This is a genomic window from Rhizobium sp. WYJ-E13, assembly GCF_018987265.1.
GTDB lineage: Bacteria > Pseudomonadota > Alphaproteobacteria > Rhizobiales > Rhizobiaceae > Rhizobium.
Genome location: NZ_CP076854.1, coordinates 1,930,963 through 1,954,474, shown reverse-complemented (window position 1 = coordinate 1,954,474; position 23,512 = coordinate 1,930,963). Strand labels below are relative to the sequence as shown.

Annotated in this window: 21 protein-coding genes and 3 pseudogenes; 14 read left to right on the top strand and 10 right to left on the bottom strand. The window is 61.9% G+C overall.

Annotated features, from left to right (window positions below; genetic code table 11):
* Nucleotides 1–15: 15 nt before the first annotated feature.
* From KQ933_RS30470 to argE, 5 genes are all read right to left on the bottom strand, one after another.
* Nucleotides 16–1,473 carry an NAD-dependent succinate-semialdehyde dehydrogenase gene (locus tag KQ933_RS30470; protein WP_216759722.1) on the bottom strand — a complete coding sequence of 486 codons (1,458 nt, stop codon included), beginning with the start codon at nt 1,471–1,473 and terminating at the stop codon, nt 16–18.
* 10 nt (nt 1,474–1,483) lie between these two features.
* Nucleotides 1,484–2,533, bottom strand: coding sequence for a tartrate dehydrogenase (locus tag KQ933_RS30465; RefSeq protein ID WP_216759721.1), 1,050 nt, complete (start codon nt 2,531–2,533; stop codon nt 1,484–1,486).
* A gap of 82 nt (nt 2,534–2,615) precedes the next feature.
* Nucleotides 2,616–2,969, bottom strand: a complete 354-nt coding sequence (locus KQ933_RS30460) for a cupin domain-containing protein (RefSeq protein WP_216759720.1) — start codon at nt 2,967–2,969, stop codon at nt 2,616–2,618.
* A 31-nt stretch (nt 2,970–3,000) separates the two neighbouring features.
* Complete coding sequence (locus KQ933_RS30455; protein WP_216759718.1) at nt 3,001–3,924, bottom strand: glyoxylate/hydroxypyruvate reductase A; 924 nt, start codon at nt 3,922–3,924, stop codon at nt 3,001–3,003.
* 13 nt (nt 3,925–3,937) lie between these two features.
* Nucleotides 3,938–5,062 (bottom strand): acetylornithine deacetylase, encoded by a 1,125-nt coding sequence (gene argE / locus KQ933_RS30450; RefSeq protein WP_216759716.1) that lies wholly within the window; start codon nt 5,060–5,062, stop codon nt 3,938–3,940.
* Between the two features lie 230 nt (nt 5,063–5,292).
* Between argE and KQ933_RS30445 the strand changes: the two genes are divergently transcribed.
* Nucleotides 5,293–6,186, top strand: a complete 894-nt coding sequence (locus KQ933_RS30445) for a GNAT family N-acetyltransferase (protein ID WP_216760897.1) — start codon at nt 5,293–5,295, stop codon at nt 6,184–6,186.
* 162 nt (nt 6,187–6,348) lie between these two features.
* Nucleotides 6,349–7,770, top strand: coding sequence for an aldehyde dehydrogenase family protein (locus tag KQ933_RS30440; protein WP_216759715.1), 1,422 nt, complete (start codon nt 6,349–6,351; stop codon nt 7,768–7,770).
* Here KQ933_RS30440 and KQ933_RS30435 read toward each other — a convergent pair.
* The 4 genes and pseudogenes from KQ933_RS30435 to KQ933_RS30420 all read right to left on the bottom strand — a co-directional run bounded on the left by KQ933_RS30435 (nt 7,764) and on the right by KQ933_RS30420 (nt 11,269).
* The gene (locus tag KQ933_RS30435; RefSeq protein ID WP_216759714.1) at nt 7,764–8,693 is read right to left on the bottom strand and encodes a LysR family transcriptional regulator; all 930 of its coding nucleotides are present in this window, start codon (nt 8,691–8,693) and stop codon (nt 7,764–7,766) included. The two genes, KQ933_RS30440 and KQ933_RS30435, sit on opposite strands and share 7 nt — an antisense overlap.
* A 103-nt stretch (nt 8,694–8,796) precedes the next feature.
* Nucleotides 8,797–9,320, bottom strand: a pseudogene (locus KQ933_RS30430) (IS3 family transposase); the annotation flags it as partial.
* Between the two features lie 363 nt (nt 9,321–9,683).
* Nucleotides 9,684–10,223: a cytochrome b gene (locus KQ933_RS30425; RefSeq protein ID WP_216760895.1), complete on the bottom strand. Its 540-nt coding sequence runs from the start codon at nt 10,221–10,223 to the stop codon at nt 9,684–9,686.
* On the bottom strand, nt 10,223–11,269 hold the full coding sequence (locus KQ933_RS30420) for a catalase family peroxidase (protein WP_216759713.1): 1,047 nt from the start codon (nt 11,267–11,269) through the stop codon (nt 10,223–10,225). Before KQ933_RS30420 ends, KQ933_RS30425 begins: the two co-directional genes overlap by 1 nt.
* A 211-nt stretch (nt 11,270–11,480) precedes the next feature.
* On the opposite strand from KQ933_RS30420, the pseudogene KQ933_RS30415 reads away from it, so the two are divergent.
* Nucleotides 11,481–11,756, top strand: a pseudogene (locus KQ933_RS30415) (DDE-type integrase/transposase/recombinase); the annotation flags it as partial.
* A 159-nt stretch (nt 11,757–11,915) separates the two neighbouring features.
* Nucleotides 11,916–12,020, top strand: a pseudogene (locus tag KQ933_RS33640) (transcriptional regulator); the annotation flags it as partial.
* Between the two features lie 164 nt (nt 12,021–12,184).
* Here the strand turns inward: KQ933_RS33640 and KQ933_RS30410 are convergent.
* Nucleotides 12,185–13,192 (bottom strand): LacI family DNA-binding transcriptional regulator, encoded by a 1,008-nt coding sequence (locus tag KQ933_RS30410; RefSeq protein WP_216759711.1) that lies wholly within the window; start codon nt 13,190–13,192, stop codon nt 12,185–12,187.
* A 157-nt stretch (nt 13,193–13,349) separates the two neighbouring features.
* Between KQ933_RS30410 and ltnD the strand changes: the two genes are divergently transcribed.
* The 10 genes from ltnD (at nt 13,350) to KQ933_RS30360 (ending at nt 23,368) form a co-directional block, all read left to right on the top strand.
* Nucleotides 13,350–14,267, top strand: coding sequence for an L-threonate dehydrogenase (gene ltnD / locus KQ933_RS30405; protein ID WP_216759709.1), 918 nt, complete (start codon nt 13,350–13,352; stop codon nt 14,265–14,267).
* Between the two features lie 6 nt (nt 14,268–14,273).
* Nucleotides 14,274–15,548, top strand: a complete 1,275-nt coding sequence (gene otnK, locus KQ933_RS30400; RefSeq protein ID WP_216759708.1) for a 3-oxo-tetronate kinase — start codon at nt 14,274–14,276, stop codon at nt 15,546–15,548.
* Nucleotides 15,545–16,195 (top strand): 3-oxo-tetronate 4-phosphate decarboxylase, encoded by a 651-nt coding sequence (gene otnC / locus KQ933_RS30395; RefSeq protein ID WP_216759707.1) that lies wholly within the window; start codon nt 15,545–15,547, stop codon nt 16,193–16,195. Before otnK ends, otnC begins: the two co-directional genes overlap by 4 nt.
* 1 nt (nt 16,196) lies before the next feature.
* A complete protein-coding gene (locus tag KQ933_RS30390; RefSeq protein WP_216760894.1) occupies nt 16,197–16,961 on the top strand; it encodes a hydroxypyruvate isomerase family protein in 765 nt (254 codons plus the stop codon).
* Nucleotides 16,962–17,088: 127 nt separating this feature from the next.
* On the top strand, nt 17,089–18,075 hold the full coding sequence (gene denD, locus KQ933_RS30385) for a D-erythronate dehydrogenase (RefSeq protein ID WP_216760893.1): 987 nt from the start codon (nt 17,089–17,091) through the stop codon (nt 18,073–18,075).
* Nucleotides 18,072–18,845, top strand: a complete 774-nt coding sequence (locus tag KQ933_RS30380) for an SDR family oxidoreductase (RefSeq protein ID WP_216759705.1) — start codon at nt 18,072–18,074, stop codon at nt 18,843–18,845. Before denD ends, KQ933_RS30380 begins: the two co-directional genes overlap by 4 nt.
* Before the next feature lie 75 nt (nt 18,846–18,920).
* Nucleotides 18,921–19,988 carry an ABC transporter ATP-binding protein gene (locus KQ933_RS30375; protein WP_216759704.1) on the top strand — a complete coding sequence of 356 codons (1,068 nt, stop codon included), beginning with the start codon at nt 18,921–18,923 and terminating at the stop codon, nt 19,986–19,988.
* A gap of 156 nt (nt 19,989–20,144) precedes the next feature.
* Nucleotides 20,145–21,449: an ABC transporter substrate-binding protein gene (locus KQ933_RS30370; protein WP_216759702.1), complete on the top strand. Its 1,305-nt coding sequence runs from the start codon at nt 20,145–20,147 to the stop codon at nt 21,447–21,449.
* 80 nt (nt 21,450–21,529) lie between these two features.
* Complete coding sequence (locus tag KQ933_RS30365) at nt 21,530–22,456, top strand: carbohydrate ABC transporter permease (RefSeq protein WP_088681473.1); 927 nt, start codon at nt 21,530–21,532, stop codon at nt 22,454–22,456.
* A 12-nt stretch (nt 22,457–22,468) separates the two neighbouring features.
* Entirely contained in the window at nt 22,469–23,368 is a 900-nt protein-coding gene (locus tag KQ933_RS30360; RefSeq protein ID WP_040112047.1) for a carbohydrate ABC transporter permease, read from the top strand.
* Nucleotides 23,369–23,512 lie beyond the last annotated feature (144 nt).

The following is a 23,512-nucleotide window of genomic DNA, read 5'->3' as shown; positions in this document are numbered from 1 at the left end:
GCCCCTCGCATATCCTCAAGCCAACCCGCCCATATGGAAACTCTTCGTTTCCAGGTATTCCTCGATGCCCATTTGCGCGCCCTCGCGGCCAAGGCCGGATTGCTTGACGCCGCCGAAGGGGGCGACTTCCATGGAGATGAGGCCGGTGTTGAGGGCGACCATGCCGAATTCCAGCGATTCGCCGACGCGCCAGGCGCGTTTCATGCTCTCTGTGTAGAAATAGGAGGCGAGACCGAAGGGCGTGCCGTTGGCGATGGCGATGGCCTCTTTTTCCGTCTCAAAGCGGAATAGGGGCGCGACGGGGCCGAAGGTTTCTTCCGTCGCGAGCAGCATTTCGGTCGTCGCACCGGTGAGGACGAGCGGGGCCGTGTACTGCTTGCCGTTCGGCATCGCGGGTGTTTCGGTGATGATCTTGGCGCCCTTGGAAAGAGCGTCCGCAACGTGGCGCTCGATCTTGTCGATGGCGGCGGCGTTGATCATCGGGCCGATGGAGACACCGGCTTCCGTGCCCGGACCGACCTTCATCGCGTCGACGCGGGCCTTCAGCTTGGCGGCAAAGGCATCGTAGACGCCCGACTGCACGAGAATGCGGTTGGCGCAGACGCAGGTCTGGCCGCCATTGCGGAATTTCGAAGCAAGCGCGCCTTCAATGGCCAGATCGAGATCGGCATCGTCGAAGACAATGAACGGCGCGTTGCCGCCAAGCTCGAGGCTTAGCCGCTTGACGCTGTCGGCGGCCCCGCGCATCAGCAGCGAGCCGACGCGGGTCGAGCCGGTGAAGGAAATCTTGCGCACGGTCTCGTTGGCCATTAGCTCGTTGCCGATCTCGGATGGCATGCCGGTGACGATGTTGATGACGCCCGCCGGTATGCCGGCGCGTTCGGCAAGAACCCCGAGTGCCAGCGCCGAATAGGGGGTGAACTCGGACGGTTTGATAACGACCGTGCAGCCGGCGGCGAGCGCCGGCGCCACCTTGCGGGTGATCATCGCATTGGGGAAATTCCACGGCGTGATGATGCCGCAGACGCCGACCGGCTCCTTCAGCACGAGAATGCGGCGGTCGCGGGCCGGCGACGGGATCGTGTGGCCATTGATGCGGCGGGCTTCCTCGGCAAACCATTTGACGAAGGAAGCGCCGTAGCGGATTTCGCCGCGCGCCTCGTCCAGGGGCTTTCCCTGTTCGGCGGTCAGGATCAGCGCCAGATCCTCGACGTTTTCGATCATCAGATCGAACCACGTTTCGAGGAGAGCCCCGCGTTCGGCATTGGTCTTCTTCTTCCACGTCCCGAAGGCAGCCTCCGCCGCGACGATGGCCGCACGGGTTTCCTCGCCGCCCATGTCGGGAACGGTGCCAATGGCGTCTTGCGTTGCCGGGTCAATGACATCGACGGTCTTGCCCGAGCGGGTGGCGATCCATTCGCCATTGATGAGACCGGCCTGGCGGAGAAGGCTTTGGTCCTTGAGGTTCAGCATGACTTTCTCCTTATTCAGCGGTGAGGGCAGCGATCACAGCCCTCGTGATCGTGTCAGTCGAGTCCTTGCCGGGAACCGTGCCGATGCCCTTCGCGGTGACGGCGGAAAGGGCGGTCATCACGCGGGCGGCGGGGTCCTTTTCACCCAGGTGATCGAGCATCATCGCGCCGGACCAGATGGTCGCCATGGGGTTTGCAATCCCCTTGCCGGCAATGTCCGGGGCGGATCCGTGGACAGGCTCGAACATGGAGGGCGCAGAGCGATGCGGGTTGATATTGGCAGACGCCGCAAAGCCGAGGCCGCCCTGAATGGCCGCGCCTATATCTGTCAGGATATCGCCGAAGAGATTGGAGGCGACGACGACGTCGAGGCTTTCCGGTTCCATGATCATGCGGGCGGAGATGGCATCGACATGATAGCTTGTCACCGCGACATCCGTATATTCGGCCGCAAGTTTCCGGGTGATCTCATCCCAGAAAACCATGGAATGTTTCTGCGCATTCGACTTGGTGACGGAGGCGAGTTTGCCGCGGCGCGTGCGGGCCTGCTCGAAGCCGAAGCGTAGGATGCGTTCGACAGCGGTGCGGGTGAAGATCGCCGTTTCCACCGCCACTTCATCTTCCGTACCCTGATGAACACGTCCGCCGGCTCCTGAATATTCGCCCTCGGTATTCTCGCGAATGCAGAGAATGTCGAAAGCTTCCGCCTTAAGCGGACCTTGCACCCCCGGCAGGAGCCGGTGCGGGCGGATATTGGCATATTGCACGAAGGCCTTGCGGATCGGCAGAAGCAGCCCGTGCAGCGAGATCGAATCCGGCACCTCCGCCGGCCAGCCGACCGCGCCGAGAAGAATGGCATCGAAGGCGCGCAGGGTCTCGATCCCGTCTTCCGGCATCATCCGGCCGGTTTCCTTGTAGAAGGCGCAGGACCACGGGAATTCCGTGCCGGAAAGGGCGAAGCCGGAATGCTCGGCAACGGTTTGCAGCACGCGCCAGGCGGCATCGGTGACATCGCGGCCGATGCCGTCGCCAGGGATCAATGCGATCCTGTGGGTCTTCATGGCTGATACTTTCTCGATAACTGAAGAGAACGCTGCTCTTCTTTTGATTGGCTAGGACGGTCGCGCCCATGGGGCGCCATTGTCAGTTGACGACGACGTAGATCTTGCGAACGGTCTCGATCGTCTTCCAGACGCCGACAAAGCCAGGCTTCATGACAAAGCTGTCGCCGGCCTTGTAGATGACGGGTTCACCGCCGGCGGGGGTGATTTCGACGACGCCGGAGAGGATGTGGCAGAATTCGAAAACCCCGCCCTTGATCGACTTCGTCTCGCCCGGCGTTGCTTCCCAGACGCCGGACAGCACAAGGCCGTCCTTGGCCTCATCCATGGCCCAGGTCTTGAAGGTGGGGGAGCCGGCAATCAGGCGCTCAGGCAGCGGCGTGGATTCGCGCGGGGCGAAAGTCGGGTTCGGGTCGAGGGTCTTCAGAAGAGACATGCGGGTTCCTTTCAGGAGAGGGTTCTTGTGTTCAGTAACCGCGCGCCCGATCGACAAGGCCGATCGGATCGCGGCCGGCCAGATGAAGCCGGATGTTTTCGATGACCGCACGCGCCGCACTGGCGGGCTGCGTGACGCTTGCGACATGCGGGGTGAGGATGATCTTCGGATGCATCCAGAAAGGGTGATCTTCCGGCAGCGGTTCGGGATCGGTGACGTCGATCATCGCGCCGCTCAGATGGTCGCGGTCGAGCGCTGCGAGCAGGGCCGCGTGATCGAGCTGGGGGCCGCGCCCGACATGGATCAGCCGCGCGCCCTTCGGCAGACTGGCAAAGAGGCCGGCATTCAGGAAGCCACGGGTTTCTGCGGTCAGTGGGAGAAGGCAGGCGAGAATATCGGTTTCGGCCAACATGGCGCATAGTCCGCTTGCCCCGTGGTGGCAGGTCACGCCGTCGAGGTCACGCGGACTGCGGCTCCAGGCTGCAAGCGGGAAACCGAGAGGCTTGAGGCGTTCGAGAACAGCCTGTGCCAGCACGCCCAGGCCGAGAATGCCGATCCGTCGGTCCGCTGCCTGGCTCTGGGGCAGGGGCGCCCAGCGTCTGTTGCGCTGGTGGTCGAGATAGGCGGGAAGGTTGCGATGGAGCGCGAGCGTCGCCAGGAGAACATATTCCTGCATCATCCGGACGATCCCGTCCTCGACCATGCGCACGATCTTCACATGTTCGGGAATGCCGGCAAGATCGAGCTGATCGACGCCCGCCCCGATCGAGAAGATGATCTCGAGATTGCGATAGCGGGTCAGGTCTTTCGGCGCGGTCCAGGTGATCAGGTAGCGGACCTCATCCGGATCGGCGCCTTTGGCGTCCATGCTGAAAGGAATGCCGGGCAATTCCCGAGCAAAAGCGTCCGCGAAGATCGCGCCGCGCACGCCATCGGAGTTGAAGAGAAAGGTCATGGGGCCTTCTCCGTCACGCGGCACAGCGCGCGCCAAGCGCTTCGAGGAAGCGCTGGCAGGCGGCAAGTTCGCTGTCGAGGATGAATTCATCCGGCTTGTGCGCCCGGCCGATATCGCCGGGCCCGCAGATCACTGAATCGACGCCGGCGGCCTGATAGAGCCCGGCTTCGGTGCCATAGCTGACCGCTCCTAGCGGGGGCTCGCCGGTCAGGTCCGACACAAGGTGAGCGAGCGCGCTTTCCGGTGAGAGTGCCAGTGCGGGATAGGCGCTCAACTCCTCCCACGCGACCGTGAACCCGTTTGCGCGGAGCGCTTCGGCACTTGCGCGGATCGGCGCGAGCAGCTCGCGCGGGGAAACTCCCGCAATCGCGCGGGCCTCAAGCTCGAGGCTGCACAGGTCCGGGATGATGTTGATTGCCTTGCCGCCGATAATCACGCCGGCCTGCAGCGTGGAATAGGCGGGCTCGAAGGCGGCATCAAGGGCCCCCTCAGTGAGGCGCGCGGCTTCCTCGACCACGACATGGAGGACTTTTGCGATGGCATGAATGGCGTTCAGCCCCAGATCGGGCCGCGAGGAATGGCCGGCACGACCGCGGACGGTGATCCGCGCCGCGGACTTCCCCTTATGGGCGAGCACGGGACGCATATTGCTCGGCTCGCCAATGATGGCCCCGAGCGGGGGGCAGCAGAGTTCCGGCAACCGGGCGATGAGATGCTGCACGCCCCGGCAGCCCGCTTCCTCATCATAGGAAAAGGCGAGATGGATCGGACGCTTCAAACCCGCCTTCACCAGTTGCGGCACGGCGGCAAGCGCTGCGGCGAGATAGCCCTTCATGTCGGTCGTCCCGCGTCCGAAAAGCTTGTCACCATCGCGGCGAAGGGTGAAGGGCGAGGAGGTCCATTCGCCGGCATCGGCCGGGACGACGTCCATGTGTCCGGAGACGATATAGCCCGGCACATCCACCGGCCCGATCGTCGCGAGAAGATTGCTGCGGTCGCCCTCGGGGCCGGCCAGAACCTTTGCGTTCACGCCGTGTCCGTCGAGATAGGCAACGATCCACGCGACGATCGCGGCGTTCGGCGTGCCCACGACGCTATCAAAGGAGACCAGCTTTTCCAGAATGTTAGTCGCGTTCATCACTTCCCCGATGCGGCCGCCAGCCGTATTTGGCATGGTTCAACGGCTATCAAGCATGGCCCGTTTCTGCGGGATGGGATGCCGAACGCACGGCCGTTTCGGTGAAAAGTTGCGCAGCGCCGCAGATTTCGAGCAAGATCTGCGGAACGGTCGGCTTATGATAAAGGAACTGTCCGCACCCACGGGTGCAGGATGTTCAGAAATTGATCGAGGACATGCGTGTGGGTGAGATGCTGAAGCCGGGCGAAAGAAACCAGATTGACGCCTTCGCGATGCAGATCGGCGATGTGGCGGCGGCAGACCTTAAGCAGCTTCATGCGCTGTCGATTTCGGTCGGCTGGCCGCACCGCGCCGAGGACTGGCAGTTCCTGCGTGAGGTCGGCAAGGGCGTCGTTGCGACCGACGACATCGGCCGCATCATGAGTTCCGCCATGTGGTTTCGCCAGTCGCCCGCGCTTGCGACAATCGGCATGGTCATCACCTCGCCGCGCCTGCAGACGCAGGGCACCGGCCTCTGGCTGATGGAATCTGCGCTTCAGGATCTTGAGGGCGTCGACCTGCGCCTCAATGCGACTCGGGCTGCTCAGAGGCTTTACCTGTCCCTCGACTTCATGCCGGAAAAGAAGGTCTATCAGTGCCAGGGCATCGTCACCGATGCGCCCAGCGAGCAGGATTTCTCCGGCGACTTGCGGGTCCTGGGCCCTGATGATCTCGCCGCGGTGACGGCGCTGGATGCTGCGGCCTTCGGCGTCGTGCGCGCAGGGGTCATCGAAAAGCTCATGGCCCATTCGCGAGGCTACGGACTTTTCCGCGATGACGTGCTGAAGGCCTTCGCACTCTGTCGCCGTTTCGGACGTGGCCATGTCGTCGGCCCGATCGTGGCCTCGGACGACGAGGAGGCCATCGCTGTCCTCTCGCCGCATATCCGCGATCATGAGGGCCGGTTCCTGCGTCTCGATACGCATTTCGAAACCGGTGATTTTGCGCTCCTCGTGGTGCGCAGCGGCCTCGCCGTTTACGATACCGTGCTGACCATGTCGCGCGGCAAGCGGCTTGCGGATTTTACCACGGTAGGGGCGAGTGCGCCGATGACCTACTCACTGGCTAGTCAGACACTCGGCTGATCATGCCGAGGCGACCGGCGGACCCTCAGATTCGGGCTGCCATTGTTAATCCCAGCCTTAACCGGGCATTCAGGCGAGATCGGTTGTCGATCTCTTACCCTTTCAGTCACCCTGCTCGAAACGCACGGAATGCGGCGTGCAGGACCAAGAGAAGGCGCAGCGATGAAACGAGAGAACCAGTTTTACATCAACGGCGAATGGCAGGTCTTTGCCGATGTGAACGTGCTGCCGGTCGTCGATCCCGCGTCTGAACAGGTCACCGGCCACGTCCCTGCCGGTAGCGCCCGTCACGTCGATCTTGCCGTGGCCGCCGCGCGCAAGGCCTTCGCGGCCTTTGCGCAATCGCCGGTTCCGGAGCGGCTCGCGCTCCTGAAAAGAATGCATTCGCTCGTCATGGAGCGCGCCGAGCTGTTCGCCCAGGCCATGGTAAGCGAAATGGGAACGCCGATCAGCTTTGCGCGGTCGTCGCAGGTGTTCTTTGCCGCCGAACACATTCGCGTCCAGATCGAGACGCTCGAGACATATCCGTTCCTGTCGATGAAGGAAGGCCTGGCGACGGCGAAAGAGGCCATCGGCGTCTGTGCCCTTATCACCCCTTGGAACTGGCCTCTCTACCAGATCACCGCCAAGGTGGCGCCGGCAATTGCCGCCGGCTGCACGATCGTCCTGAAACCCAGCGAGCTGTCGCCCTACAGCGCATTGCTGTTTGCCGAGCTGATGCATGATGCCGGCACGCCGCCCGGCGTGTTCAATCTGGTCAGCGGGACGGGCGAAGCGGTTGGCGCGGCCCTGTCCAGCCATCCGGAGGTGGACATGATCTCCATTACCGGCTCGACGCGCGCAGGCGTGTTGGTCGCCCAGGCGGCCGCGCCCACCATCAAGCGCGTGGTGCAGGAACTTGGCGGCAAGTCGCCGAACATCCTGCTGGACGATGCCGATTTCGAAGTCGCGGTCCCGAAAGGCCTGCAGGCGGGCATGCGCAATGCCGGCCAGTCCTGCAGCGCGCCCACACGGATGCTGGTTCCCGCACATCGGCTTGCCGAGGTGGAGGAACTGGCGCGCAACACCGTCCATGCCATGGTGGTCGGCAATCCGCGCGACGCCGCGACCACGATGGGGCCAATCGCCAACCGCGCCCAGTTCGATCGCGTCCAGACCATGATCCGGGCGGGCATCGACGGTGGAGCGAAGCTCGTGGCCGGCGGGCTCGGCCGGCCGGGCGGGATCGAGGCCGGCCTCTTCGCCCAGCCGACAGTCTTTTCCGACGTCACCACCGACATGCAGATCGCGCGCGAGGAAATCTTCGGCCCCGTCCTGGCGATCATGCCCTACAAGGACGAGGAAGAGGCTGTCGCCATCGCCAACGACACGGTCTACGGTCTCGGTGCGCATGTACAGTCGGGCGATATCGACCGGGCGCGACGCGTGGCTGGCCGCATCCGCGCCGGGCAGGTTCATATCAATTATCCGGCCTGGAACGGCGCCGCGGCATTCGGCGGCTACAAGCAGTCGGGCAACGGCCGCGAATACGGCGTCCACGGGCTTGAGGAATATCTGGAGACGAAGTCGATCCTCGGCTATTGACGGTCGGAGGCGATGCCGCCGCTTCGCCATGGCGGCGGCTTGAGCGCGTGACGCAGGAGCTTCAGGAAAGCGGTGGACCGGGCGCTCCGCCCGTGCCTCGATCCCAGCATGGCGACGATGTCGGCCGTGGGAAGCTGCCAGTCGGGCAGCACCTCTTGCAATCGGTCGGCGGCGAGGTCTTCCGCCACGCTCCATTCCGAGCGCATCATCACGCCCTGGCCCGCCAGCGCCCAGTCCCGGATGACCGACCCATCATTGCTCGACATGACCGGATTGATGCGCACCGTTGCAGTCTCCTGCCGCGGCCCGGTGAACCGCCACAACGTCACGTCCTCGTCGTTCTCGCGGACGGCAAGGCAGCGATGTCTGACGAGATCTGCCGGCTCGGAAATGGGCGGCGCGGATGCGAGATAGTGCGGACTGGCGCAAAGAATGCGCCGGTTCTGCGCCAGTGTCGTGACCACCTGGTCAAGGTGTCCCCGCGCCCCGATGTGAATGATCACCTCGAAGCTCTCCATGAGCAGCGCTGACGGGTGATCTGACAGTTCCAGCGTGGCGAGCGCGCTCTGATGCTCGCGTGCAAACGCCTCCACGACGGGGGCGACATATTGCCTGCCGAACCCATGGGGGGCTGCGATCCTCAAATGTCCCCGCACGACACCCCTGCGGTCGGCCAGGGATTCCGCCAGCTGGTCGATGATGTTGCTGACCAGAACGCTGTGCGACGCGACGAGCGAACCCTCTTCGGTCAGGAGCAGGCTTCTACCCGTTCGGTCGATCAGCCTGACACCCACTTTCTCTTCGAGCGCACGCAGTCGCTGCGTGACGGCCGGCGGCGTCACGTTGAGCTTGCGCGCACTTTCCGCCAGGGACCGAGATCCGGCAAGGACCGAGAAAAAGGCGAGATCATCGGATGTCAGCATTAAGGCTACCCTGAATTCAATATTCCACCGGCATTAACGTTCATCTTCAGTGTCCGGAAGCAAGACTGCCGAACCGGAAATTGTGGCAATGGCTCCCCTTCAGCAGCGCCTGGTCGAGGGCATCGAGCACAAAGCCCGCATGAGCGGTCCGGCTTGCCCGCCAACCGACAATGCGGCGTGCAAAGGCATCGATGACGAAGGCCACGTAGACGAAGCCCTGCCAGGTCGCCACATAGGTGAAATCGGAAAGCCACAGCATGTTCGGCGCGGGAGCAAAGAACTGCCGGTTCACGCGGTCGAGCGGGCATGGAGCGGCCTTGTCGCTGATCGTCGTGCGGATCGGCTTGCCCCGAATGATGCCCTGAAGACCCATTGCCCTCATAAGCCGAGCGACGGTGCAGCGGGCGATATCGAAGCCCTCTCGCTGCAACTGCCGCCAGACCTTGCGCACGCCATAGACCTGGAAGTTCTCATTGAACACCCGACGTATCTCGATCTTCATGGCGATGTCACGACGGGCGCGGGCCGACAGTCGACCCACGGCCGTGCGCTTGGCAACGACCTCGTAGTAGGTGGATAGGGCAATCGGAGCAGCCTGCAGATCGGCTCGACCCCGAACACGCCTCTGGATAAAGACGCCGATTCAATACGTTACGCGTTCTTCACGGGGGACTCTTTGATCGAGCAAAGAAGGAGGAAGGGCATCCGCATCATGAGACATGATATCCATCGCGCCCCTGCCGAAGCGGTGGCTTGGGAAGACGGCAAACTCAGGCGGCTCGCTCGTGTCGATATGCGGTGCGATCTGTTGGAGGCATCCTCGATAAAGCTATCGAGGAAGGATATCGTGGTAATAGAGTTGAACATACGATCGACGCGGGTGTGCTGGCCCAGCTTTAGCCAGCGGCTTTCTACGTTGAGATGTGGATTCCGTATCAGCGGCGAGAGCTAGCTCTTTGGCAAAATACCCAAACTCACACGAACAAAACCCTATTTGCCCGGCAACATCGTCTCAAGGACGCCGTCGCGACGTACCAGCCCGTGGAAAAGTGCTGCAGCGAGATGCATCAGCACGAGCGCGAAGAACGCAAAGGCCAGATAATAATGCGCGCTCCAAAGGAGTGCGTGCAGGGTATCGCTCTGCGGCAGTATCGGCGGGAGATTTACTCCCCCAAACAGCACGATCGGATATGCGGCGGCAGACAGCATCGCCCATCCGATTAACGGCATCCCGATCATCAGCGCGTACAAGCCGATGTGGGACAGATGCGCGGCAAGCTTCATCGGCTCAGGCAGATCTGCCGGCAAGGGAGGAGCGCCGGATAAGATGCGGACTACCAGGCGAACCAACGCAAGGACGAGGATGACGGTCCCGAGCGTCTTATGCGTCACCAGGAGAGGCACATACTCCCGTCCAATGGTGGAAACCATTCCGACGCCGATGAAGAGCATCGCGAGGATGCCGATCGCCATCAGCCAGTGCAGCACGCGCTGGACGGTCGTGAAACGGGTCTTGATGCTAGCGTTCATCATGGCTTCGCGCTCGCTCCAGTTCGGGGATAGTTGACGGCTTCCGACGTTCGCAGATCATAGGATCTGGCGTAGGCCGCCGAACGGGCTGCTGGGAACGGGTCGTCGGAAACCTTGATGCCATTGGGTAGGATGGTCGGGTCAAAGTTAATATCGCGGCATGGGCCGTCCGACTCGCGCTCGATTTTCTGCACGATCAAAGTTCCAGCCTCGATGGTAGGTCGGCTAGGTGGCCAGGCCTTGGTGGGATCCGACGTCGGATCGGAGGGATCGGCCACGGTCAACACGAGCGTCCAACGCTGAGGCGAACGCGCAACCCGTTCGGTGATGTCTTCTTCGAGGTGATTTGCGCCGAGCTTGGCGAACTCCTCGGCCGAAATAGGCGCGGCCTGCGCCTCCGGTCGCCATGACCAGCGCACGGCGTGCTCGGCGCCCGAAGCATTCGTGAAGATGAAAGCATTGAGGCTGTTGAACGTTACCTCCGCATAGCTGGCCATCCAGGGGGCCTTTGTAGCCCACTCGCCGAACGAGGCGAATTCTGGATGGGCGCCAACGAAGTCTTTCATCGCGTCCGGCTCCTTGCTCGCGGACGCCTTGAGCAGGTCGTAGAAGCCTTGCGGGGTGGAAACCGCAAACACGGGAGGATCGATCATGGCCATTCGCCAGACGTCGCCGTCGGGCGCCGAGATCTGTACGCCGATGCCGCGAACCCGAACCGTCGCATCGGCGGCGTTTGGGTCGGGTGTCGCAAGATTTAAGCGGCCGAGTACAGGGTATTGACCAGAGACGAAGATGGACGCCTTCGAAATCGCGCTGCCGTTTCCGTTCGCTTCGAACGTGCCGGTAAAGCAGACGCCCTTGGCGTGGTTTCGCCGATGCCCGAGAGCGGCTCCGCCAGGAGGCGCCAAGGCGCTGACAATTTTCGTCGGCGTCAGGCGATTAGGCGAGAGCCACCCCGCGGTGTAGGCGAACGCTCCAACGCTGAAGCCCACGACTGTCGCTATCAACACGAGAGATCCTAGAGTGGAACGCTGCGGGGTTGGCATTCAACAGTCTCCGTCGTGGCGTTAGGCGTTATTGCGACCGTGGAGATGGCACACAGGGAGGATGCCATCGCCGATCTGAGAGGTCAAATGCTCGTGTGAGACTTTCGGAGACTTCTTCCGGCGCACAATTGCAATCACATCAGGACCGCGCCGCATCCTCGGCAAACTATTCAGATTTCCGCGTCGGACTGGCGTCCAAAAATGCCTTACCGTTCAGATTCGCCGCAACACCCAGGCAGCCAAGCGATTGCTGGTCCGTTTGCTGAAGAAACAGGGCTTGGCGCCCTGGCGCATCATCACCGACAAGCTGCGATCCTATGGCGCCGCCCGGCCTCAGGTCATGCCCACCGTAGAGCATCGGTCTCATAAAGGCCTGAACAACAGGGCCGAGAATTCGCATCTGCCATTTCGGAAGCGTGAACGAACCCGGCAAGGATTTCGGTCGATCGGGTCGCTTCAGCAATTTGTCTCGATCTTCTCAGCCGTTTGAAACCATTTCGTTCCCGCCAAATCAAATCGCCCGGCTACCCAATCCGATCCTCCGCCAAGCCGCCACTACCCAATGGAGGATGGCCGCGCTGCAACTCGCCTGAAATCCAACTTGCGGCTTCCATGCGCCCGCACGTAAAACAATGTGACAGTACCGGAAAAGTGGATTGCAGGCGTCCAGGCCGGGATCGAGGCTGACAGAGGCGAATTCGCAACCGACGAGGAAATCGCCGCCGTTTTGAATAAATACAGTCAGGCGTAACGTGCGCATCATCTGGACGAGACGCTATCTACGGGAATTGGAGAACGCAATCCGCGCGCGGCTACCCGAGTGGTGAATGACATTCACACAAAAACCGGCAAACTCCTCTCAGCGAATCCCTTCATTGGCCGCCAAGGTGAGATCAAAGGCACTGGCGAGCTGGGTTATTCCGCGGAAGATACGCCCGTGATCTCGGGAACGAAGGAAAACACCTTTTGAATGGAGGGGCGGCCGGCGCTCACTGCCTCGCGTGCTAGTTTTCCGGCGATCTCGCCGATGATGCGGCGGGGTGATTTCGAGGTCGCGATTCTTGCCGGCAAGGCATAGGCGAGCTCCAATCCATTGAACCCGGCGATCAGAACGTCCTCAGGACTTGCAATGCCGAGTTCCATGCATGCAAACAGCCCGCCGGTCGCCATGTCGTCGTTGGAATAATAGATGCAGTCGATTTGCGGTCTATCCGCCAGCATTGAGGCCGTGAGCCGCTTTCCGAGCGCGACCGAGGAGAAGGCTTCGTCCAGGCGGTGCTCGACGAAACCGAGACCGCCGCACTCGCGCAGAGCTTTTTCGAAACCGGCCTTCCGCTTGGCCGCACGCAAGTCGCGCGAAAGCGCGCTTCCCACATAGCCGAAACGCAGGCGGCCCGCCGCGAGCAGCGCTCTTGCCATATCCTCTCCTGCACGCTTGTGCGAAAGTCCGACGTTGAAATCGACCGGCGTGCCGTCGAGGTCCATGATCTGGATGACAGGAATGGTTGCGTTCTGCAGCATCCGGACCGTCTCTTTCGGTTGGTCGAGACCGGTGACGATAATGGCGCTCGGCTGCCAGGAGAGCATGTCGCGGATGATCGCGCGCTCCTTGTCCGTATCATAATCCGATATGCCAAAGACCGCCTGCATGCCCGACTCTTCCAGCGCCGCCGAAATGCCGGCCAGAACTTCGGGAAACACGATATTGGACATGCTGGGTACGACCACCGCGAGCAGATTGGTATTCTGTGAGGATAGGGAAAGCGCAAGCCGGTTGCCCACATAGCTCAGGCGTTCGGCCACATCGAGAACCCTTTCGCGGGTTTCCTTTGAGACATCACCGGCGCCACGAAGCGCGCGCGAAGCTGTCATCTTGCTGACGCCGGCTGCAATGGCAACTTCTTCCAAAGTAGGTTTACGCATTCCGAAAGGATCCTCGATGACCGCGAGCGCTTAACGCTTCGCAAGCCCGTCATACGGCTTTTGTGGGCGAGGGGGAACAGGTGCAATATTGACAATCATCTTTACACGGGCTTTGGTATCGATACCGGTATCGGTAACGGTCTGTGTGGACGACACTATGGAAGCTATTCGAGATACACGGCGCGCCGCGGTCGTAGGGCTGGGTTCGATGGGTTGGGGGGCGGCGATCTCGCTTCTCAGGGCAGGCTTTGAAGTGAGCGGATGCGACCTGCGGGCCGATGTTCTCGAGCGCTTTCGTGACGCGGGAGGGCATTCGTGCAGCACGCCGGCGATCGCAGTCGAGGCGGCCGATGTAGTCTTTGTCTATGTCGTCAATAACCAGCAGGTCGAGGAGGTGCTTTTCGGGTCGGGGGGCGCCCTTGAAACCGCGCAGCCCTCGACCGTTTTCCTTCTATGCACGACCATGGCGCCGACCGCCTGCGCTGCGATCGCCGCGAGACTGGACGCGGCTGGCATGCTGGTCGTCGATGCGCCGGTCTCCGGCGGGCATCTTCGGGCGCTGTCGGGAGAAATCACCGTCATGGCATCGGGTTCGAACGAGGCATTCGCACGAGCTTCTGCCGCGCTTGAAGTCGTTTCGTCCAAGGTCTTTCGCCTCGGTGAGCGACCGGGCGCGGGCTCGCAGGTCAAGATGATAAATCAACTTCTGGCCGGCGTACATATCGCCGCCACTGCCGAAGCCATGACGCTTGCGGCAAAGAACGGTATCGACCTGAAAACCCTCTATGAGGTCCTGCGCGTTTCCGCCGGCTCCTCCTGGATGTTCGAAAACCGCGGCGAACATATCGTCAAGGGTGACTACACCCCCCGCTCGGCGATCAACATCTTCGTCAAGGATCTGGGGATCGTCACGTCGGAAGCGCGGAAGACCGGGGCGGTCACACCGCTTGCCGCAGCTGCAATGCAGCTTTTCCTCGAGGCTGCCGAAGACGGGCTCGGGCTGGAAGACGACGCGGCTGTGGCGAAGTTCCTGGCGCGCAAGAGCGGTGTCGTTCTGCCAGGCATGGAGGGGTGAGCGCTTATGGGAACCATACTTGGCTGCATTGCGGATGATTTTACGGGTGCGACGGATCTCGCTGCCCTTCTCGCGCGCAGCGGGCTGCCCGTAACGCTGCGCATTGGCGTGCCGGCCACAGATCAGGATCAAACGGAGGCCGCAACCTTCGAGGTCATAGCCCTGAAAACCCGCACGTCGCCTGTCGCAGACGCGGTCGGACAGGCCCGGCAGGCCTTGGCTTGGCTGCGCCATGCCGGTGCAGCCCGCTTCTTCTGGAAATATTGCTCCACTTTCGACAGCACGGCTGAGGGCAATATCGGACCGGTCGCAGAAATGCTGATGTCGGAGCTCTGCGTCGCGCAGACCATCTATTGTCCGGCCTTCCCGGAAAACGGCCGCAGCATCTTCATGGGCCATGTCCTTGTGGGCCAGGAGCTCCTCTCGGAAAGCCCGATGAAGGATCACCCGCTCACGCCGATGCGCGATTCAAGCCTGATCCGGCTTTTGGCGCCCCAGGTCAAAGGCAAGGTCGGCCTTGCCAATCGCCACACCGTCTTACAAGGCCCGGAAGCGCTGAAGGAAAGATTACGGAGCCTTGCCGAAGAAGCCGTGCGCCACGTTGTCGTCGATGCCGTTTGCGACGAGGATCTGCGCACGATTGCAGCCGCCACGGCCGACATGTCGCTTGTGACGGGCGGCAGCGCGGTGGCGGGTCAGCTTCCCCGCTACTATGTCGAACAGGGGCTTGTAGCGGCCCCCGCCGCGCGGCGCGCTAGCACCAAGGTGAACGGGGGGCAGGTCGTGCTGTCGGGAAGTTGTTCGGCAATGACCCGAAGTCAGGTCGCTTACTACCTGGGGCAATGCGCCAGTCTCCGCCTCGATCTCGTGGCGCTCGCCGAAAGGGGAGTAGGGCCGGCACGGGAATGGTTGCAGCGGCAGCCTTCCGATGTCCCGAAGCTCATCTACGCCACGGCAGAGCCGCAGGATGTACGCCAGGCACAAGAAAGGCTCGGTTTGGAAAAGGCAAGCACAGTCGTCGAGACTGCTCTCGCCAACCTCGCCCGTGAAGCGTTTGGGCTCGGCATCCGCCGGTTTGTCGCCGCTGGCGGCGAGACGTCCGGTGCGATTACCCAAGCTCTGGGTGTCACCCGTCTGGAAATCGGCCCGGAAATTGCTGCCGGTGTTCCCTGGATCTTCGCGAAGGTGAAGGGTGAGCGGGTCGCGCTTGCGCTGAAATCCGGCAATTTCGGCGGCGAGACGTTCTTCGAGGATGCCTTCAAACTGCTGGAGGCCGCATGAGCGAAGAAGCGCGGCTGAGGGACGAAATCTGCTTCATGGCCAAGTCGCTCTTTGACAGGGGCCTGACGGCCGGTTCATCGGGTAATATCTCTGCGCGGCTTTCCGACGGCCGGCTTCTGGTGACGCCGACTGGCAGTTCCTTTGGGCGGCTCGACCCAGCAAAGCTATCCTGCCTTGAGGTGGATGGGCGGCAAGTCGGCGGCGACAAGCCGACCAAGGAAATGCCGTTGCATTCCGCCTTCTACGAAACCCGATCGGGTAAAACCGGCGCCGTGGTGCATCTGCATTGCAGCCATTGCGTGGCGCTGTCACTTCTGCCGGACGTCGATCCGGAGAATTTGTTGCCGCCGCTCACCGCATATTCCGTCATGAAGCTCGGAAAGGTGACGTTGCTACCTTACTTCATGCCGGGCGACCCGGGAATGGGCGATGCGATCCGTGGGCTTGCCGGCAGGCGCAGTGCGGTAATGCTCGCCGCCCACGGCCCGGTCGTGGCCGGCAAAGATCTCGAGGCGGCGGTCTATGCGATCGAGGAGCTGGAGGAGACGGCAAAACTCGCCCTGCTGACACGTAGCGCCAATCCCTCGCTCCTGAGCGCAGTCCAGATTGGCCAAATTCTCCACACCTATGATGTGGAGTGGGACTGAAATGACAATGTTTTCCGCCAATCTTGGCTTTCTCTGGCAGGAACTGCAGCTTCCCGACGCCATCCGCGCCGCCAAAGCCGCAGGTTTTGACGCGGTCGAATGCCACTATCCCTATGACGTTCCGGTCGAGAGGGTACAAGCGGCGCTGGCGGAGACCGGGCTCACCATGCTTGGTCTCAACACCATTCGAGGCAATGTGGCGGCCGGAGACAACGGGCTTGCCGCCATTCCCGGGCGCGAGGAGGAAGCGCGACACGCGATCGAACAGGCAATCGATTATGCCGACGCTACGGGGACGCTCACCGTGCATGTCATGGCCGGCAAAGCCTCCGGCGAGGCGGCACGGGCAACGTTCATTGCCAACCTCAAACATGCTTGTGAACGCGCCGCTGAGACTGGGGTCAATATCCTGATCGAACCGCTGAACCATCACGACGCGCCAGGCTATTTTTTGCAAACATCCGAACAAGCGTTGGAAATCATCGCCGCAGTCGGGGCGACGAATATCAAACTGATGTTCGATTGCTACCATCTACAGATCATGCAAGGCGACTTGACCCGCAGGTTGCAATGGTCTCTGAATTCCATCGGCCATATACAGATCGCTTCGGTTCCAGACCGGCGGGAACCGGATCATGGGGAGATCGATTACAGGTACATCCTCCGTCTCTTGGAAGAGCTGGGCTATGACCGCCCCATAGGGGCCGAGTATCGGCCGGCCACTTCTACGGACGCGGGCCTGCGATGGTTGAAGGACTATCGGTAAGGCGACGACGACATGCTCTGCATGACGATCGCTCGGAATCGAAATGAGGAGGCTGGACGGATTTCGGGGCGGCACGGAAGCTTTCTCGACCAAAGTGAAGACTGACGGCGATGGAGGAGCAGCCGACATGCATGTGATGATTTTGGGTGCGGCAGGCATGATCGGCCGCAAGCTGGTCGAAAGAATTGTCCGCGAGCCGCTGGTTTTCGGCAGGCCCGTCGCCCGTCTGACACTGGTGGACGCCGTTCCGCCGCCGGTGCCGGAAACGCTCCGGCCAATTCCCACGGCGATGACGGTCGACCTTGCCGCTGCCCATACGGCCGATAGGCTGATCGAAAGCCGGCCGGACCTGATCTTCCATCTTGCCGCCATCGTTTCCGGTGAGGCGGAGGCGGATTTCGACAAGGGTTACGCCGTCAATCTCGACGGCACGCGCGCGCTGTTCGATGCGATCCGCCAGGCCGGCCTCACTAGCGCCTATGTTCCGCGCCTCGTCTTCGCCTCCTCGATCGCCGTCTTCGGCATACCGTTCCCGGAGGTCATTCCCGACGAGTTCTTGTCCACGCCGCTGACAAGTTATGGCACGCAGAAGGCCATTGCCGAGCTGCTGCTTGCCGATTATTCCCGCCGTGGCATTTTCGACGGCATCGGCATTCGCTTGCCGACGATCTGCGTACGGCCGGGTGCACCGAACAAGGCGGCCTCGGGTTTCTTTTCCAATATTCTGCGCGAGCCGCTGGTCGGCAAGGAAGCCATACTGCCGGTCAACGACAGCGTGCGGCATTGGTTTGCAAGCCCGCGCGCGGCCGTCGGCTTCTTCGTCCATGCAGCGACGATCGACACAGCAAGGATCGGCTCGCGGCGCAACCTCACCATGCCGGGTCTCTCGGCGCTGGTATCTGAGGAGATCGAAGCGTTGCGCCGGGTGGCCGGCGACAAGGCAGTCGCCCTCATCAAGCGCGTGCCCGATCCCATCATCGAACGCATCGTCGCCGGCTGGCCGACCCGGTTCGATGCGCAGAGAGCCTCCTCGCTCGGCTTCAAGGCGGAGACGAGCTTCGACGAGATTCTGAAAGTCCATATCGAGGATGAACTCGACGGGAGGATCGCATGAGCATATCGGCCAGCGGAAAGACAAGGATTGCGCTTGTCACCGGCGGTGGCACCGGCGTCGGGCGTGCCATATCGCGAGGACTCGGCGCCGCCGGCTACACGGTCGTCATTTCTGGACGGCGGACTGACGTGCTTGAAAAGGCAGCGAGCGAGCTTGGCGGCGAAACCGGCGCGCAGTTCCTCGCGGTCTCCGCCGATGTCGGCAATCCCGACTCGGTCCGCGCGCTCTTCGATGTGATCGCGGAAAAATACGGGCGGCTCGATCTCCTGGTCAACAATGCCGGCGTCACCGTGCCGGGCGTGGCGCTGGAGGAGGTTTCGTTCGAGCAGTGGAACGCCATCGTCGCGGCCAATCTCACTGGCGCTTTTCTCTGCACTCAGCAGGCTTTCCGGCTGATGAAGAGCCAGAGCCCACGCGGCGGTCGCATCATCAACAACGGCTCCGTCTCGGCCACCACGCCCCGTCCGAATTCCGCTCCTTACACGGCGACGAAGCACGCCATCACGGGGCTGACCAAATCCACCGCTCTCGACGGGCGCGACTTCGATATCGCCTGCGGCCAGATCGATATCGGTAATGCCGCAAGCGACATGACGACGAGGATTGCGGCCGGCGCGCTGCAGGCGAACGGCAGCATCGCTGCCGAGGCGACGATCGATCCGGCCCATATTGCCGATGCAGTCGTCTACATGACGGGCCTGCCGCTCAGCGCCAACGTGCTGACCATGACGGTCATGGCGACGACGATGCCTTTTGTCGGGCGGGGGTGAGAAGGCGGGCTGCCGCCGGTCGAAAACGACATAGATACAGTGCTTGCGCAAAGCTCATGATCTGGGAGGAGGAGTATGGCAAACGTTCAATTCGCGGATGTGCGGAAATCATTCGGCGCGCACCCCGTCATCAAAGGCGTGGACATCGATATTGCCGATGGGGAATTCGTCATCCTCGTCGGTCCCTCGGGCTGCGGCAAATCCACGCTTCTGCGGATGCTGGCCGGGCTCGAGAATATTTCCGGCGGCGAGATCAAGATCGGCGGGCGCGTCGTCAACACGCTGCCGCCGAAGGACCGCGACATTGCCATGGTCTTCCAGAACTATGCGCTCTATCCACATATGACCGTAGAGCAGAACATGGGCTTTTCGCTCATGCTCAACAAGGCGCCGAAGGCAGAAGCCGAAAAGCGGGTGAAATATGCCGCCGGCATCCTCGGCCTCGACAAGCTGCTCGACCGCTATCCGCGCCAGCTGTCCGGCGGCCAGCGCCAGCGCGTCGCCATGGGCCGCGCCATCGTGCGCGATCCTGAAGTCTTCCTGTTCGACGAGCCGCTCTCCAACCTCGATGCGAAGCTGCGCGTCGCCATGCGCGCCGAGATCAAGGAATTGCATCAGCGCCTGCAGACGACGACCGTCTACGTCACCCATGACCAGATCGAGGCGATGACGATGGCTGACAAGATCGTCGTCATGCATGACGGCATCGTCGAGCAGATCGGTTCGCCGCTTGAGCTTTACGACCGTCCCGCCAATCTCTTCGTCGGCGGCTTCATCGGTTCGCCGGCGATGAACATGATCCATGGCCGGCTCGATCCCGAAAATGTCACGCAGTTCGTCGCGGCGAACGGCACCCGGCTGCCGGTCGCCAATCCGCCGGCAAGTGCGGTGGGCCGCGAGCTCGTGTACGGGCTGCGTCCCGAATATATCTCGCTCGACCCCAACGGCCTGCCGGCCGAAATCGTGGTGATCGAGCCGACGGGCTACGAGACGCATCTGACCGTCCGTCTCGGCGGCAGCGAGGTCAGTTGCGTCTTCCGCGAGCGTATCGATGCCCGCCCGGGCGAAGCGATCCGTGTAACGATCGACGCCAAGCATGTTCATCTCTTCGACGCCGAAGGCGGCATGAGATTGACCGACTGACGCCATCCGGCGGCGCAGGGAGAGGAGGAGTCTTCACGACCGCCGGAGCGCAAGCATAGCCGGAGCTCGCGCTCCCGGAAGTGCCAGGCCGTCGTTCACCAAGCGGGAGGTGAATGCCGGAGAATTACTCCCGCTGTTTCAATGAGGAGGAATCTCATGACGATCAAGAGACGTGAATTTCTTGCTGCATCGGCAGCCGTTGCCGGTGTCGCCGGCCTCGGCATCAAGCCATCCTTTGCGCAGGCCGAACCGATCTACACGCCGGAAAGCGGCGCCAGCCTGCGCCTGCTGCGCTGGACGCCTTTCGTGAAGGGCGATGAGGATGCCTGGATCGCCAATACCAAGAAGTTCACCGAAGCCACAGGCGTGGAAGTGCGCATCGACAAGGAGAGCTGGGAAGATATCCGCCCGAAGGCGGCCGTTGCCGCCAATGTCGGCTCCGGCCCCGACCTCATCATGTGCTGGTTCGACGACGCGCACCAATATCCGGACAAGCTGGTCGATCTTACCGAACTCGGCAACTATCTCGGCAACAAGTACGAGGGTTGGTACGACGGCGTGAAAGGCTACGCCACACGCGATGACAAGTTCATCGCCATGCCGCTGACGGCGATCGGCAATGCCGTCGTCTATCGCGACAGCCATGTGAAGGCCGCCGGTTTCAACGAATTCCCGAACGATACCGCAGGGTTCCTCGAGCTTTGCAAGGCGATGAAGGCAAAGGGCACGCCCGCCGGCTTCCCGCATGGCAAGGCCGTCGGCGACGGCAACAACTACGCCCATTGGCTGCTCTGGAGCCATGGCGGCAAGATGGTCGACGAAGGCGGGACGGTGACGATCAACAGCCCCGAGACGCTGGCTTCGATCAACTATGCCAAGGAGCTCTACGCGACCTTCATTCCGGGCACGGAAAGCTGGCAGGACGTCAACAACAACCGCGCCTTCCTGGCCGGCCAGGTATCGCTGATCGCCAACGGCGTCTCAGTCTATTACACGGCCAAGAACGATCCTAAGCTCGCCGAGATCGCCAAGGACATACGCACGACGAACTTCCCGATCGGGCCGGTCGGCAAGAGCGTCGAGCTTTGCCAGACGAGCTCGCTGCTGCTCTTCAAGCACAGCAAATATCCGGAAGCCGCCAAGGCCTACATCAAGTTCATGATGGAAGCTGACCAGATGAATGCCTGGATCCAGGGCTCCAGCGCCTATTGCTGCCAGCCCCTCAAGGCCTTCGCCAAGAACCCGATCTGGACTGCCGATCCGGTCCACGCACCCTATGCGCGCGCCTCGGAAAAGCTTCGCCCGAATGGTTATGCCGGCCCGCTCGGCTACGCCTCGGCCGCGACCATGGCCGATTACGTGCTGGTCGATATGTACGCCGCCGCCGTCACCGGCCAGAAGTCGCCGGAAGATGCGATGAAGGAAGCCGAACGCCGGGCGAACCGCTACTACCGCGTCTGATCCAGAGCCGGAAATGCGGCATGCCCGATATCCGGCATGCCGCATGTCATCAAGGACTGAATGCAATCTGGAGACAAGCAATGTCGACCTTGAAATCCGGGGATACGCGCGGCCCCTCGCTCCTGCAGAATAACAATGTGCTCGGCTTCCTCTTCATGCTGCCGGCCGCGGTATTTCTCGTCTGCTTCCTCACCTATCCCCTGGGACTCGGCGTCTGGCTTGGCTTCACCGATACGCGGATCGGCCGGGACGGCATCTTCATCGGCCTGGAGAACTATCAGTTCCTGGCAGACGACGCGGTCTTCTGGCTGTCGGTCTTCAACACCATTCTCTACACCGTCATCGCCTCGGCTCTGAAATTCGCGCTCGGCCTCTGGCTGGCGCTGCTGCTGAACCAGCACCTTCCGTTCAAATCCTTCTTCCGGGCGATCGTGCTCTTGCCCTGGGTGGTGCCGACAGTGCTTTCGGCGCTGGCCTTCTGGTGGATCTACGATTCCCAGTTCTCGATCGTCTCCTGGTCGCTGATGAAGCTCGGGCTGATCAGCGCGCCGATCAACTTCCTCGGCGATCCCACGAATGCCCGCATTTCGGTCATCGTCGCCAATGTCTGGCGCGGCATTCCCTTCGTCGCGATCTCGCTGCTTGCCGGCCTGCAGACCATTCCGGCCTCGCTGCAGGAGGCAGCCTCGCTCGACGGCGCGACGAGCTGGCAGCGCTTCCGCTATGTGACGCTACCGATGCTGACGCCGATCATCGCCGTCGTCATGACCTTCTCGGTGCTCTTCACCTTCACGGATTTCCAGCTGATCTACGTGCTGACCAAGGGCGGGCCTGTCAACGCCACGCATCTGATGGCGACCCTCTCCTTCCAGCGCGGCATTCCGGGCGGGCAGCTCGGCGAGGGGGCGGCCATCGCCGTCGCGATGATACCCTTCCTGCTCGGCGCCATCATGTTCAGTTTCTTCGGTCTGCAACGCCGCAAATGGCAGCAGGGCGGACAGGATTAAGGAGCAAAACCCATGTCGACCAATCTCAAAACAGCCGATGAGGTCCTGACTGACAATGCCGAGGGCATGAGCTATCTCAACCGCCTGCCGCGGCGCGTTGTGATGCTCTACCTGCCGATGGCGGTCTTCGTCTTCGTGCTGCTCTTTCCCTTCTACTGGATGGCGATCACCGCCGTGAAGCCGAACGAGCAGCTGACGGACTACAACAATTACAGCCCCTTCTGGGTGGTCGGGCCGACGCTCGACCACATCAAATACCTGTTCCTGGAGACGTCCTATCCCGGCTGGCTGTGGAACACGATGCTGGTGGCCGTGGGGTCGACGGCGCTGTCGCTGGTGGCGTCGGTGTTCGGCGCCTATGCGATCGAGCGCGTGCGCTTCACCGGCTCGCGGCAGATCGGCCTCGTCATCTTCCTCGCCTATCTCATTCCGCCGTCGATCCTGTTCATCCCGCTCGCCTTCATCGTCTTCAAGCTCGGCATCTACGACTCGCGCCTGGCGCTGATCTTCACCTATCCGACCTTCCTCATTCCCTTCTGCACCTGGCTGCTGATGGGCTATTTCCGCTCGATCCCGTTCGAGCTGGAGGAGAGCGCGCTGGTCGACGGCGCCAACCGCTGGCAGATCCTCGTCAAGATCATCCTGCCGCTCGCCGTCCCCGGCCTGATCTCGGCCGGCATCTTCGCCTTCACGCTATCATGGAACGAATTCATCTATGCACTGACATTCATCCAGTCCTCGGAGAACAAGACCATTCCGGTTGGCGTGCTGACCGAACTGGTGCGAGGCGATGTGTTCGAATGGGGATCGCTGATGGCGGGTGCGCTGTTCGGCTCGCTGCCGGTGGTCATTCTCTATTCCTTCTTCGTCGACTACTACGTGTCGTCGATGACGGGCGCTGTGAAGGAGTAAGGACGACGCTTTATCCAACGATCGCCGTGAAAAAGTGCGGAATTAGGTAGCAAATGCCACAAGGTTGGTGATGACGAATAATTCACAACCAATGATATTGAATTAACCATATCCGTTCACCTCGATCGGCTCCACCGCTCCCCC

Excerpts from the sequence above, each read along its gene's own strand:
- argE (WP_216759716.1), bottom strand. The coding sequence starts at position 5,062 with ATGAACGCGACTAACATTCTGGAAAAGCTGGTCTCCTTTGATAGCGTC.
- KQ933_RS30435 (WP_216759714.1), bottom strand. The coding sequence starts at position 8,693 with ATGCTGACATCCGATGATCTCGCCTTTTTCTCGGTCCTTGCCGGATCT.
- KQ933_RS30375 (WP_216759704.1), top strand. The coding sequence starts at position 18,921 with ATGGCAAACGTTCAATTCGCGGATGTGCGGAAATCATTCGGCGCGCAC.
- KQ933_RS30470 (WP_216759722.1), bottom strand. The coding sequence starts at position 1,473 with ATGCTGAACCTCAAGGACCAAAGCCTTCTCCGCCAGGCCGGTCTCATC.
- KQ933_RS30370 (WP_216759702.1), top strand. The coding sequence starts at position 20,145 with ATGACGATCAAGAGACGTGAATTTCTTGCTGCATCGGCAGCCGTTGCC.
- KQ933_RS30365 (WP_088681473.1), top strand. The coding sequence starts at position 21,530 with ATGTCGACCTTGAAATCCGGGGATACGCGCGGCCCCTCGCTCCTGCAG.
- otnC (WP_216759707.1), top strand. The coding sequence starts at position 15,545 with ATGAGCGAAGAAGCGCGGCTGAGGGACGAAATCTGCTTCATGGCCAAG.
- denD (WP_216760893.1), top strand. The coding sequence starts at position 17,089 with ATGCATGTGATGATTTTGGGTGCGGCAGGCATGATCGGCCGCAAGCTG.
- KQ933_RS30445 (WP_216760897.1), top strand. The coding sequence starts at position 5,293 with ATGCTGAAGCCGGGCGAAAGAAACCAGATTGACGCCTTCGCGATGCAG.
- ltnD (WP_216759709.1), top strand. The coding sequence starts at position 13,350 with ATGGAAGCTATTCGAGATACACGGCGCGCCGCGGTCGTAGGGCTGGGT.
- KQ933_RS30410 (WP_216759711.1), bottom strand. The coding sequence starts at position 13,192 with ATGCGTAAACCTACTTTGGAAGAAGTTGCCATTGCAGCCGGCGTCAGC.
- KQ933_RS30440 (WP_216759715.1), top strand. The coding sequence starts at position 6,349 with ATGAAACGAGAGAACCAGTTTTACATCAACGGCGAATGGCAGGTCTTT.
- KQ933_RS30425 (WP_216760895.1), bottom strand. The coding sequence starts at position 10,223 with ATGAACGCTAGCATCAAGACCCGTTTCACGACCGTCCAGCGCGTGCTG.
- KQ933_RS30455 (WP_216759718.1), bottom strand. The coding sequence starts at position 3,924 with ATGACCTTTCTCTTCAACTCCGATGGCGTGCGCGGCGCGATCTTCGCG.
- KQ933_RS30465 (WP_216759721.1), bottom strand. The coding sequence starts at position 2,533 with ATGAAGACCCACAGGATCGCATTGATCCCTGGCGACGGCATCGGCCGC.
- KQ933_RS30360 (WP_040112047.1), top strand. The coding sequence starts at position 22,469 with ATGTCGACCAATCTCAAAACAGCCGATGAGGTCCTGACTGACAATGCC.
- KQ933_RS30390 (WP_216760894.1), top strand. The coding sequence starts at position 16,197 with ATGACAATGTTTTCCGCCAATCTTGGCTTTCTCTGGCAGGAACTGCAG.
- otnK (WP_216759708.1), top strand. The coding sequence starts at position 14,274 with ATGGGAACCATACTTGGCTGCATTGCGGATGATTTTACGGGTGCGACG.
- KQ933_RS30460 (WP_216759720.1), bottom strand. The coding sequence starts at position 2,969 with ATGTCTCTTCTGAAGACCCTCGACCCGAACCCGACTTTCGCCCCGCGC.
- KQ933_RS30420 (WP_216759713.1), bottom strand. The coding sequence starts at position 11,269 with ATGCCAACCCCGCAGCGTTCCACTCTAGGATCTCTCGTGTTGATAGCG.
- KQ933_RS30380 (WP_216759705.1), top strand. The coding sequence starts at position 18,072 with ATGAGCATATCGGCCAGCGGAAAGACAAGGATTGCGCTTGTCACCGGC.